10 protein-coding genes are annotated in these 12302 nt (G+C 64.7%); 2 read left to right on the forward strand and 8 right to left on the reverse strand.

The window, feature by feature from the left end; genetic code table 11:
* Positions 1 to 25 precede the first annotated feature (25 nt).
* The 7 genes from PSEMO_RS10605 to PSEMO_RS10635 form a co-directional block, all read right to left on the reverse strand.
* The gene (locus PSEMO_RS10605; protein ID WP_075803027.1) at positions 26 to 3667 is read right to left on the reverse strand and encodes a transporter substrate-binding domain-containing protein; all 3642 of its coding nucleotides are present in this window, start codon (positions 3665 to 3667) and stop codon (positions 26 to 28) included.
* A complete protein-coding gene (locus PSEMO_RS10610; RefSeq protein ID WP_075803028.1) occupies positions 3664 to 4290 on the reverse strand; it encodes a response regulator transcription factor in 627 nt (208 codons plus the stop codon). Before PSEMO_RS10610 ends, PSEMO_RS10605 begins: the two co-directional genes overlap by 4 nt.
* A gap of 312 nt (positions 4291 to 4602) precedes the next feature.
* Positions 4603 to 5934, reverse strand: a complete 1332-nt coding sequence (locus tag PSEMO_RS10615) for a deoxyguanosinetriphosphate triphosphohydrolase (RefSeq protein ID WP_075803029.1) — start codon at positions 5932 to 5934, stop codon at positions 4603 to 4605.
* Between the two features lie 78 nt (positions 5935 to 6012).
* Positions 6013 to 7176, reverse strand: coding sequence for an EAL domain-containing protein (locus tag PSEMO_RS10620; RefSeq protein WP_075803030.1), 1164 nt, complete (start codon positions 7174 to 7176; stop codon positions 6013 to 6015).
* A 79-nt stretch (positions 7177 to 7255) separates the two neighbouring features.
* Positions 7256 to 7600, reverse strand: a complete 345-nt coding sequence (locus PSEMO_RS10625; protein WP_075803031.1) for a hypothetical protein — start codon at positions 7598 to 7600, stop codon at positions 7256 to 7258.
* Positions 7597 to 7965 (reverse strand): phage holin family protein, encoded by a 369-nt coding sequence (locus PSEMO_RS10630; protein ID WP_075803032.1) that lies wholly within the window; start codon positions 7963 to 7965, stop codon positions 7597 to 7599. The genes PSEMO_RS10625 and PSEMO_RS10630 overlap by 4 nt, the downstream gene beginning before the upstream one ends.
* Before the next feature lie 10 nt (positions 7966 to 7975).
* Positions 7976 to 8290 (reverse strand): DUF883 family protein, encoded by a 315-nt coding sequence (locus PSEMO_RS10635; RefSeq protein WP_075803033.1) that lies wholly within the window; start codon positions 8288 to 8290, stop codon positions 7976 to 7978.
* Positions 8291 to 8600: 310 nt separating this feature from the next.
* On the opposite strand from PSEMO_RS10635, the gene PSEMO_RS10640 reads away from it, so the two are divergent.
* A complete protein-coding gene (locus tag PSEMO_RS10640; protein WP_075803034.1) occupies positions 8601 to 9809 on the forward strand; it encodes an ammonium transporter in 1209 nt (402 codons plus the stop codon).
* 122 nt (positions 9810 to 9931) lie between these two features.
* Here PSEMO_RS10640 and PSEMO_RS10645 read toward each other — a convergent pair whose 3' ends face one another.
* Positions 9932 to 11890 carry a monovalent cation:proton antiporter family protein gene (locus PSEMO_RS10645; RefSeq protein WP_075803035.1) on the reverse strand — a complete coding sequence of 653 codons (1959 nt, stop codon included), beginning with the start codon at positions 11888 to 11890 and terminating at the stop codon, positions 9932 to 9934.
* Between the two features lie 169 nt (positions 11891 to 12059).
* On the opposite strand from PSEMO_RS10645, the gene PSEMO_RS10650 reads away from it, so the two are divergent.
* A complete protein-coding gene (locus PSEMO_RS10650) occupies positions 12060 to 12296 on the forward strand; it encodes a glutaredoxin family protein (RefSeq protein WP_075803036.1) in 237 nt (78 codons plus the stop codon).
* Positions 12297 to 12302: the final 6 nt, after the last annotated feature.

Below are 12302 nucleotides of genomic sequence, written 5' to 3' on the forward strand. Positions count from 1 at the left end.
AGCCCAAGGGCTGCCGCGTTGCTTTTCAGCCTTTGCCTTCCTCGCCGACGTCCGTCGCGTCCGGCAGACTCTCCAGGGTTTGCCGCAGGGTCTGGTCGACCCGCTTCATCTGATACAGCACTTGCCGCTTGCGCCGCCTGAGCACGGGCTCCGGAGCGTAGCGCGCACAGACTTCCTCGAGTTTTTCGCAGGCCAGGATCAGCTCTTCGGCCTGGACGATACGTGCCACCCCAAGAATCTGGTGGGCGACATTTTTCAGCGGTTGCGGGTTGCCATGGGTATCGATGGCGCTGAGCCGTTGCTGGTCTTCCGGGCTGCTGCGCAGCAGGGTTTCCAGCAGGCGCCGCAGTTCCTGCGGGCAATCGCCGATGATCGGCTGCAGGCCACTGAGGTCAAGCAGGGCGGGGGCGCTTTGCAGCGGTACGCCGGCCAGGCGCTGGCCAAGGGTGTGCAGGCCGATGGGCTTGAGCAGGCAGTCGTCCATGCCGGCCTGCAGGCAGTGCTCGCGGACCTCCGGCTGGGCGTTGGCGGTATAGCCGAGGATGGTGCAGGGGGGGCGTTGCTGCTGGCGCTCCGCCTCGCGCACGGCCTGGGTGAACTGGTAGCCGTTCATGCCCGGCATGTTGCAGTCGACGATCAGTACATCGAAACGTGCTTCGCGCCATAGCGCCAGGGCCTGCTCGCCGTTGTCGACGCAACGGTAGTGCACGCCGAGGAACTGCAGTTGCTGCGCCACCAGTTGCAGGTTGGCCGGATGGTCGTCCACCACCAGGACCTGCAAGCCGGCACTGGGCATCGGTGGTGCGGTCTCGCAGGGTTGTGGCTCGGCGCTTTCCGGCAGGCTGCGCAGGGGCAGGATGATGCGGATTTCCGTGCCTTCGCCGGGCTTGCTGAACAGGCTCAGCTTGCCGCCCATCATTTCGCACAGGCTGCGGCTGATCACCAGGCCCAGGCCGGTGCCGCTGCGCGCCTGGGCGCTGTCCGGCTCGACCTGGACGAAGGGCTGGAACAGGCGTTGCTGGTCGTCGGCGGAGATGCCCACGCCGGTGTCGCACACCGACAGCTCCAGTTGCAGGTCATGCCGGGCACTTTCGCCGCCTTCGGGCAGGCTGGAAAGGGCGAGGTCGATCCTGACCTGGCCCCAGGTGGTGAACTTGATCGCGTTGCTCACCAGGTTGGAGAGGATCTGCCGCACCCGCAGCGGGTCGAGCAGCACGTCGCGGTTGGCGCTGCGGGAGATGATCAGGTTGAGTTCCAGGCCTTTGTCCCGGGCCAGGCCCTCGAAGACCTGGCCCACCGCCTGCACCAGCTGCGCCGGATTGGCCCGCTCGGGGCTGAGGTTGAGGTGCCCGGACTCGATGCGGGCGATATCGAGGATATCGCCGATCAGCGCCAGAAGGTCGCGGGCCGAGCGGTAGGCAACCTCGATGGCCGGGCGCTCCTGCTCGGGGTCGCCGGTGCGCTTGAGGGCCAGTTCGAGCATGCCGATCAGGGCGTTCATCGGTGTGCGGATTTCGTGGCTCATGGTCGCCAGGAACACGCTTTTCGCGCGGTTGGCCGCATCGGCCTGCTCCTTGGCCAGGCGCAGGTCATGGATCAGTTGGCGGCGCTCGCTGATATCCAGCCAGCCACCGATGATGCCCTTCACCTCGCCGAGGGAGTCGCGGTAGGGCAGGACCCAGTGATAGATGGTCTGCTCGGTGTCCTTGAGCATCAGCGGGCGGTCGACGATCAGTGGCCGGCCCTCGTTCATCACCCGCAGGTAATCGGCCTGGATCTTGCGCGCATCGTCGCTGACGCCCAGGGGCGCTTCGTGGATCGACTTGCCCAGGACCGCCTCGAGCTTCACGCCGATGGCCTGCAGGTAGCTGTCGTTGCAGGTCTGCAGCAGGCCCTCGCGATCGCGGACATAGATGGGGTGGGGAGTGCCGTTGACCATCGCGCGCATGAATTCGAGCTGGTCGCTCAGGGCCCGCTCGGCGGCCTCGCGTTGCTTGATCTGGCGACGCATCCAGGCATTCCAGGCCAAAGACAGGAGCAACAGGACCAGGGTGCCGAGGATGATCTTGAGGATGCTTTGCTGGTGGCTCTGCCAGTAGGAGTAGGAGCCGCTGTAGCTGCGCCAGCGGCTGTTGATAATGCCCATTTCCTCGGGGACGATGCTGGTCAGGGCCTTGTCGATGATCGACGCCAGTTCCGGATCATGGCGTGAGGTGGCCAGGGAGAAGGTCGCCGGGATATCGCTGACGGTGGCACGGATCACCAGGTGACGCTGGGTGGTCAGGTTGAAGTTGGCGTTGATCAGCGCCATGACCATGCCGTCCACCTGGCGGTTGCTCAACATGCCGGCGGCGGCGGCGGTGTCCTCGGTGGAGACCAGTTGGATATCCGGATAGCGCTGGCGGATGCCTTCGTTGAGCAGGTTGCCGCGACTGACGGCGAGGCGCCGGCCTTGCAGTTGTTCGAGGGACTGGGGCGCGTCCTTGCCGTCGCGGGTGACCAGGACGTAGGAGTTTTCCAGGTACGGACGGCTGATATGCAGTTCCGCTTCGCGTTCCGGGCTGCTGGAAATGGCTGCGATCAGCTCGGCGTGGTCGTGCTTGACCTGGTCGATCATGTCGCTGATGCCGTTGCTGCGCTTGATCTCGAAATGCAGGCCGGTGCGCAGGCGGATCAGTTCCAGCAGGTCGGCGGCGATGCCCCGCAGGTTGCCGGAGCGGTCGAAGAAGGTCAGCGGTGCGGCGTGTTCGTCCACCGTGACCCGCACCACCGGATTCTTCTCCAGCCATTGCTCCTCGCTGGGTGACAGTTGCAGCTTGCGGTCGGTGAACAGCATGCTGCTGCCGGCGCTCCAGCGCTGGAAAATGCTGGCGCGGGTGGTACTGGTGACCGCTTCGAGGGTCTTGTTGACCAGGGTCAGCAGGATCTGCTCGTTCTGCTGCACGGCGAAGCCGAAGCCGGTGGCCTCGTGCTTGGCGAAATTGGCCATCTTCAGATTGCGCAGGTGGCTCTGGTTGAGCAGGTAGTGGGTCGACAGGGTGTCGCCGAGGAACACGTCGGCCTGGTCGAAGGCCACCGCATTGAGGGCGTTGTGGTAGGAACTGTAGGTGCGGATGCTGGCGTAGGGATAGGTAGCGCGCACATCGGCCAGCGGCAGGTAGTGCTCGATCATGCTCAGGCGCAGGTCCTTGAGCCCGGTATCCAGTGGCCGGGTCTCGTTTTCCCGGGTCACCAGTACCGGCTGGTCCTCGGCGTAGGGCTGCGACAGGACCACGCCGGGGACGGCAAGGTCGTAGCTGTTGGCGCTGCCCAGCAGATCGATGCGCCCGGCGACCAGGGCCTGCAGCGCCAGGTCGCGGCTGGCGAAGCGCTGGATCCGCACCGGCAGGCCGAGGGTGGCGCCGAGCAGGCCGGCGTAGTCGGCGGTGACGCCTTCGTAGTCGCGACCGCTGGCGGTCAGGTCGAAGGGCGGGTAGTCCGGTGCCGACACGCCCAGGACCAGCTCGCGATGGTTGTGCAGCCAGGCCTGCTGTGCCGGTGTCAGGGCGATCCGCAGCGGCACCTGGGCGCTGCGGCTGAACAACTTGAGGGTGTCTTGCGCCGGCGGGTTCGCCAGCGCCTGCCCGGGGCCGAGGCCGAGCAGCAAGGCAAGCAACAGGGCTTTCATACCAGCTCGTTGCGCTTGGCCATTTCGATCAGCTCCACCAGCGAGCGCGCCCTGAGTTTGTGCATCAGGCGCTTCTTGTAGGTGCTGACGGTCTTGTTGCTGAGGAACATGCCCTCGGCGATTTCCTTGTTGCTGCGGCCCTGGGCGAACAGTTGCAGGACCATCAGCTCGCGGTCGTTCACCAATTTGAAGCGTTCTATTTCTTCGGGGATATCAAGCTGCTGGCGCAACGGGATGATGGTCTGGCTGGGGAAGTAGTTATAGCCGGAAAGTACCGCGCGAATGGCACTCAAGAGTTCACTGAGGTCTTCCTGCTTGCAGACATAGCCGCAGGCACCGGAGAGCATGCAGCGGATGGCGAACAGCGCCGGCGATTGCGCGGTGAGCACCAGGATCTTCAGCGACAATGACATGGTGTTGAAGCGCGACAGCACCTCAAGGCCGTCCAGGCGGGGGATGCCGATATCGAGGATGACCAGGTCCGGCGGGCTCTCGCGGACCATCTGCATGGCGTCGACGCCGTTATCGGACTCCCCGGCGATCCGATAGCCTTCGTTCTCCAGCAGCATTCGCAGGGCCAGGCGAATGACAGGATGGTCATCGACAATAAATACAGAGTGCATGCTCAATCTTCCAAAGGAATGCTTGTAGAGGCCGCACCATAGCCCAGATAAGAAGCCTGCACGTAAATAGAGTGGGGGTCAGCTTTAATATAGGAAATTTCCTACTTTGTATTTTCTTAATGGCTACAAAGTTGTTTGGGAAGTTTCCATTTTTAGTGCAGGAAGATGGAGGCAAAGAGCCATGCTCCATATCGTTATACGGAACAACACGGACCCTGTGGGAGCTGGCTTGCCAGCGATAGCTTTGGTGAATTCACTATGGCAATCGCTGGCAAGCCAGCTCCCACAGGGTCCGAGTAGTCCTTTCGAATATCAGATCGGGCTCGACCGCCCCGTCATCTCCCGCGCCATCTCGCTGGCGTAGCTGTCGGTCATTCCGGCGATGAAGTCGATCATCCGCAGGAACGCCGCATGCAGCGAGCCATTCGGATCCGGCGCGTTGTTGCCGAGCAGGTCGAGGATGCGCCGGTGCTTGAATGACGGGCTACGTCCGCCATGCTGCTCCAGGGCAGCGCCACAGAAGGAGTTGAGGAGAATCTCCAGGGTGGTGTAGGCACCGATCTCGTGCAGGGTCTTGCGCTTGTCCTGGAAGATCTTCTTGCGCGCAATGTCCTTGGCCTGCAGCACGCAGCGCTTGGCCGGGCCGTCCATGTGCTCCACCAGGTCGCCCTGCAGGGTACCGGCCAGCAGCGCCTCCTGCTGCTCGACGAAGGCCCGCGCCGCGGCGTTGGTCAGGTGCTCGATGGCCTTGCCACGGAGGATCGCCAGCTTGCGCCGCCGCGAGTCCTGCGGGCCGAGCTGGCGGTAGGTTTCCGGCAGGTCGTCGCCCACCAGGCCGAGCAACAGCGCTTCCACCTCGGGATAGTCCAGCAGGTCCATCTCCAGGCCATCTTCCAGGTCGATCAGGGCGTAGCAGATGTCATCCGCCGCCTCCATCAGGTACACCAGCGGATGCCGGGCCCAGCGCTGGTTGTCCAGCAGCGGCAGGCCGAGCTTGTGGGCGATCTGCTCGAGCAGCGGCAGCTCGCTCTGGTAGCAGCCGAACTTGTGCTTCTTGTAGCCGAGGGCATCGGCGTGGCGCGCGGTCCAGGGGTATTTCAGGTAGGTGCCGAGGGTGGCGTAGGTCAGCCGCGTGCCGCCGTCGAACTGGTGGTATTCCAGTTGGGTCAGCACGCGGAAACCCTGGGCGTTGCCTTCGAAGTTGAGGAAGTCGGCGCGTTCGGCATCACTCATGCCGTCCAGCCAGCCACGGCCGGCGGCCTGCTGGAACCAGTGGCGGATGGCGTCTTCGCCGGAGTGGCCAAAAGGCGGGTTGCCGATGTCATGGGCCAGGCAGGCGGACTGCACGACCATGCCCAGGTCACTCGGCTCGCACCAGTCCGGCAGGGCCTCGCGCAGGGTTTCGCCGACGCGCATGCCCAGCGAGCGGCCGACGCAGCTGACTTCCAGGGAGTGGGTCAGGCGGGTGTGGATATGGTCGTTGCTGGTGACCGGATGCACCTGGGTCTTGCGCCCCAGGCGGCGGAAGGCGCCGGAGAAGATGATGCGGTCATGGTCCTTGTGGAACGGGCTGCGGCCCAGTTCCTCGGAGCTGTGCAGGGTTTTGCCGAGGCGTTCACGGGTAAGCAGGGTGTGCCAGTCCAAGGCCAGCCTCCATAAATAAAGAGCCCATAACAAAGGGCAAGGGCCTAGCTTCCCGTTTTCCAGGCCCCCGCCGCAAGCTCAAAGTCCGGCGGCGTCGACATCGATCAGTAACAACCGGCGTCCGCTGTCGAAAAACTGCCCTGCGGTCAGGCAGTACTGGTTGGTCGTCGCATCGCGGTAGGTGTTGGACAGGATCAGCCGCCGCTCGTCCCAGCCCTCGGCCAGCAGGTGGTAGAAGTAGGGGCGCCACGACCAGTTGTGCCCCAGGTAGCTGGAGTCTACGTGCCAGCCCTGCTGGCGCCATTCCAGGTTCGGTGTCAGTTGGGTGCCGTGGCGGTCGCAGAGGAAGAAGCGCAGCAGCCAGGGATAGGCCTTGAGGTCCGGCAGTTCCTCCAGCGAGGCATTGGCCATGACCCAGCGCTGCAACTGCGGCATCAGCTCCACCAGTTGCTGGCGCCGCTGCATCAGCCTGGCGCGCTCGGCCAGCTTGCTCTGTACGTACTGCTCGCGCAGTTGGGCGAAGCGCCCGGCGAAGGTCTGCGCCGGGAAGAACCCGGGCTCGGCACCGGCGAAGAGAAACCCTTGCAGGTAGCGCGCACCGCATTCCAGGGCGAAGTTCAGCTCGGCCTCGGTCTCGACGCCCTCGGCGATGATCACGCAGCCGGTTTTCTCGGCCATCTGCGCCAGGGCCTTGACCACCTCGCTGCTGGGACCGCCGCGGGCCGCTGCCTGGAACAGGCGCATATCCAGCTTGAGGATGTCCGGCTGCAGCGACAGTACCCGGTCCAGTTGCGAGTAGCCGGCGCCGAAGTCGTCGATGGCCACTCGTGCCCCGGCTTCGCGGTAGCGCTGCACCACCATGGCCAGGCGCTCGCGATCGCCGCCGGTCTCGGTGATCTCGAACACCACCCGCCGCGGATCGACGCCTTGCTGCTGCAGTTGTACCAGGCTTGGCAGGGGGTCGCCGGGTTGCACTTCGCTGACCCAGCGCGGCGAGATATTGAGGCTGAGGAACCAGTCTTCGGGAGCCTGGTGGAATTGTCTGAAAGCCTGTTCCCGCAGGGTCCGGTCGAGTTTCAGCAACTCGGCGGAGGGGATGTTCGGGTCGTTGAACAGCGGCCCCACCGAACGCAGTTGGCCATCGCCCCGGCGCAGGCGGCCCAGGGCTTCGACGCCAGCGATACGGCCAGTGGCGGTGTCGATGAACGGCTGGAAACAGGCGAGCGGTTGCTCGTCGGACACGGCGACTCCTTGTTGTTCTAGAACGCAGAAGGGTGGCGGACCACCCGGTCAGCGTTCTGCAAGAATGCCGCCAGTTCGCTTACGGGCGTTTCGGCGGCTGCTGCATGAACAGGCGAATCAATGGCAGAAGGCTACTGGTGAGCTTGGTCAGCCGGCTCAGGTTGCCGCTGCGCGCGCCCTTGCCGGTGATGAAACCCAGCAGGACCACGGCACCGATGCCCCACAGCGGCGCATGCTTGATCCCCAGGCCGCCTTGCAGCCCGCTGTGCAGGCTGTCACCCATGCTGCGCAGGCGCGTCAGGGGTTGCAGGGCATTGCCGGCTTCGTTGCGGATTTCCTGGCGGTGCATTTCCATGCGCAGGCGCACCATGGCCTTGCGCAATTCACGGCGGTCGGTGGTCTGGGGCAGTTCAGGCAGGCTCATGGCAACAGGCGCTCCCGGTCCTTGGCAAGTTCTTCGAGGGTGCCGCTGAACGGCGACAGTTCGTCATGCACCGCAGCTTTCAGGCGGACTGCGCAGAACACCGCGGCGACGCCGTAGAACACGCAGAGGCCGATGATGCCGGCCAGACGATAGGTGTCCCAGAGCAGTACCAGCAGCAGTGCCGACAATGCGGTCAGCAGGAGCAGGGCGAAGACCAGCGCCAGCCCGGCGAACAGCAGCAGGTTCAGGGTGCGGGCCTTCTGCTCCTGCAATTCGATGCCGAACAGTTCCACATGACCGTGCAGCAGGCCGAGGATGGCCGCGCCGAGGCGCCGCGAGGATGAGCCGGGGGATTGGTTTTCCATGGCCCGGCCCTCAGCGCCGACTGGCCAGCAGACCGATCAGGAAGCCCACGCCGGCAGCGATGCCGATGGATTGCCAGGGGTTGGTCTGCACGTACTCTTCGGTGTTGGTCAGCGCCGCCTGGCCACGTTCGCGCAGGTCATTGTTGGTCTGTTGCAGGGTTTCCCGGGCGCGCAGCAGGTTGTCGTGGATCTGCGCGCGCAGTTCGTCGGCCTGGTCGCCGGCGAGGGTGGCCGTGTGTTCGAGGAGTTTCTCGGTGTCGCGCACCAGGGTCTGGAAATCGGCCATGAGGATTTCCTGGGCGGTTTGTGCCTGTTTGCTGGCCATGCGGTTCTCCATGAAAGGTGGGCAATTGGAATTTCGAGTGTAGGGCGTCGCTGAAGGTTCAGTGATATTTGCTGCTGGTACAGCAATTGCTTCGCACTGGTGCGCCTGGTTTGGCGCCTGCGCCGTTTCCGGGCGCGGGCCCGCTTAAACGGCGGTGGAACCATAACCCAATTCAAGACAACCCCGGAAAAATCACCTCGTACGGTGTTCTGCTTCCAAGGATGGACGCCTGGCTGATCCAGTCTGGTGCGTCACGAAAGGCTTTCGAACCGCTTTGGTGCTTTTTCCTTTTTGCAGGTCTGCCGACTTCATGGAAAATTTGCAAAGCGCCGTGGACTCACTGGTCCAGGGCTCCAACACCCTGTTCATCCTCCTCGGCGCGGTCATGGTACTGGCCATGCACGCGGGCTTTGCCTTCCTCGAAGTCGGCACCGTGCGCCACAAGAACCAGGTCAACGCCCTGTCGAAGATCCTCAGCGACTTCGCCGTGTCGACCCTGGCCTACTTCTTCATCGGCTACTGGCTGTCCTATGGCACGCATTTCCTGCACCCGGCGGCGACCCTCGGCGCCGAGCATGGTTATGGCCTGGTGAAGTTCTTCTTCCTGCTGACCTTCGCTGCGGCGATCCCGGCGATCATTTCCGGTGGCATCGCCGAGCGTGCACGCTTCGCCCCGCAACTGTGCGCGACGGCGTTGATCGTCGCCTTCGTCTACCCGTTCTTCGAAGGCATGGTCTGGAATGGCAACTTCGGGGTGCAGGCCTGGCTCGAAGCGACCTTCGGCGCGCCATTCCACGACTTCGCCGGCTCCGTGGTGGTGCACGCCATGGGCGGCTGGCTGGCGCTGGCGGCGGTGCTGCTGCTCGGCCCACGCAATGGTCGTTATCGTGAAGGGCGACTGGTCGCCTTTGCGCCGTCGAATATTCCGTTCCTGGCGTTGGGCTCGTGGATCCTGATCGTTGGCTGGTTCGGCTTCAACGTGATGAGCGCCCAGACCCTGCCTGCGGTCAGCGGCCTGGTTGCGGTCAACTCGCTGATGGCCATGGTCGGCGGCACCGTGGCGGCGCTGCTGGTCGGGCGCAATGACCCGGGCTTCCTGCACAACGGCCCGCTGGCCGGGCTGGTGGCGATCTGCGCCGGTTCCGACCTGATGCACCCGGTGGGCGCGCTGGTGACTGGCGCAGTGGCGGGGGCGTTGTTCGTCTGGTGCTTCACCGCGACCCAGAACCGCTGGAAGATCGACGATGTGCTCGGTGTGTGGCCGCTGCATGGCCTGTGCGGGGTCTGGGGCGGGATCGCCTGCGGGATCTTTGGCCAGCAGCTGTTCGGCGGGCTGGGCGGGGTGAGTTTCGTCAGCCAGTTGATCGGTACTGTGGCCGGGGTGGTGGTGGCGCTTGCCGGTGGTTTCATCGTCTACGGTCTGATCAAGCGCGTGCATGGCCTGCGCCTGAGTCAGGAGCAGGAGTACTACGGCGCCGACCTGTCGATCCACAAGATCGGTGCTACCAGCCAGGACTGAAATGCTTTCTGAGGGGCAACACTGGCCCCTGTGGGAGCTGGCTTGCCAGCGATTGCAGTAGTGAAATCACCATAGCAATCGCTGGCAAGCCAGCTCCCACAGGGGTAGTGGTGCTCCCGCCATTAGCGGCCGGCTAACAATCGCGCCTCGCTGGCCTTGATCGCACTGAGCGGCCCGCACACCAGCACCGAATCCCCGGCATGCAGACAGGTGCCAGTATTCAGCGCCAGCTCGGTGCCATTGCGCTGCACCGCCTGCAACTCCACCCCCAACTCCTCCAGGGTCAGCTCATCCAGCCGCCGCCCGCAGGCATAGGCATTGGACGGCAACTGCACCGCATGCATCAGCACCTTGGGCTGGCCTTCGCTGTCCACCAGGTCGGTCTGCGCGCCCTGGTAGAAGCCCTGCAACAGGCGATAGCGACTCTGTCGCACTTCTTCCACCGTCTGCCGCACCCGCTCCTCCGGCACGCCCAGCATCACCAGGGCATGGGAGGCCAGCATCACGCTGGACTCCAGCACCTCCGGCACCACCGCACTGGCCCCGGCGGCGCGCAGTTCGTCGCGCAGGCTGTCGTCGCGGGTGCGCACCAGGATCGGGATCTGCGCATTGCGCTGGCGCGCGGCCTTGAGCACGTGCATCGCCACTTCGGTGTTATCCACCGCCACCACCAGCAGGCGCGAGCGCTCCAGGCCGATGGCTTCGAGCAATTCACCGCGCCGCGAATCGCCGTAGTGCACGCAGTTTTCGCCGGCCGCCGCCTCCTGGACCCGCACCGGGTCGTCGTCCAGGGCGATGAAGGGCAGTTGTTCGCGGCGCAGGAAGCGGCCGATGGACTGACCGACCCGGCCATAACCGCAGATGATCACGTGGCCTTTGATGTCGGCGCTCTGCGCTTCGATTTCCTCCAGGTGCACCTCTTCGTTGGGCTTGCGGTGCAGGCGCAGGGCCACGGCCGGGGCGGCACGCAGCAGCAGCGGGGTGACCAGCATCGAGCAGAAGGTCGCGGCCAGCAGCAACTGGCCGAGTTCGGCGGGGAGCAGGTTGCTCTGCTGCATCTGCGCCATCAGGGCGAAGCAGAACTCGCCGCCCTGGGCCAGGGCCAGGCCGCTGCGCCAGGCGGTTTCCGCATCGCTGCCGCGCACCCGCACCAGGGCGGCGACGACCAGGCCTTTGAGCAGCAGCAGGCCAAGGGTCAGGCCAAGAATTTCCAGGCCGTTGCTGGCGAACAGGTGCAGGTCGATCAGCATGCCGATACTGACGAAGAACAGGCCCAGCAGGATGTCGCGGAACGGACGGATATCCGCCTCGATCTGGTGCCGGTAGTTGCTCTCGCCCAGCAGCATGCCGGCAAGGAAGGCGCCGAGGGCCGGCGACAGGCCGAGCAGGTGGGTCAACCAGGCGGTGAGCAGGACGATCACTAGCGCCAGCAGCACGAACAGCTCGGCGGAGTGGGAGCTGGCCACCTCATGGAACAGCCGCGGCAGCAGCCAGCGGCTGGCCAGGAGCAGGCCGACGAAGAGGATCACGGTCTTGCCCAGGGTCAGCGGCAGGGCCCAGTACCAGGCCTGGCTGGTTTCCCCGGCGAACACCGGGACCAGCGTGAGCAAAAGGACCGCGACCACGTCCTGGAACAGCAGCACGCCAATGGCGTTCTGCCCGTGGCTGCTGAAGATTTCGCCGAGGCTGGTCAGCTCCTTGGAGACGATGGCGGTGGAGGAAAGCGCCAGACCACCGCCCAGCAGCAAGGCCGCCGTGCTCGGCATGCCCAGCAGCGACAGGGCCCCGGCCAGGGCCAGGCCGCAGCACACTACTTGCAGGCTGCCGAGGCCGAAGACCACCTTGCGCAGGGCGAGCATCTTCGACAGGGAGAACTCCAGGCCGAGGGAAAACAGCAGGAACACCACGCCCATTTCCGCCAGGTCGGGCAGTTCCTCGCTTTCGTTGACCCAGTCCAGCGCCGTCGGGCCGACGAACAGTCCGACGCACAGGTAGCCCAGTACCGGCGGCAATTGCAGACGCCGGAAGACCGCGATGACAACCAGCGACGACGCCAGGATGATCAGCAGGTTTGCGAACACACCACACACTCCCTGTAAAAAACAGCAAAAAAACGTCTAGGGTACAGCGATCCGGGTGCCGCTCCGTTGATCAGGATCAACAGGTCTGGTCGCGCCGGAGCGCGCCTCGACGGACCGGGAGCGCCATCCTAGAATGGACCTCCCGTTCACTTTGTATCGGTATTTTTCAATGCTTCCTGAATGCCAATTGTTCGGCACCCTGGGTTGCCACCTGTGCGAAGTCGCCGAGGCGTTGCTGATGCCGCTGGTCGAGCATGGCCTGCTGGTGGAGTTGGTCGATATCGCCGACGACCAGGCGCTGTTCGAGCGCTACGGCCTGCAAATCCCGGTGTTGCGCCGCTGCGACAGCGGCGCCGAGCTGAACTGGCCGTTCGACGCGGACCAGGTGGTGGCTTTCCTCGGGTAGGCCGTT

The organism is Pseudomonas putida, from assembly GCF_001941965.1.
GTDB classification, from domain to species: Bacteria; Pseudomonadota; Gammaproteobacteria; order Pseudomonadales; family Pseudomonadaceae; genus Aquipseudomonas; species Aquipseudomonas putida_L.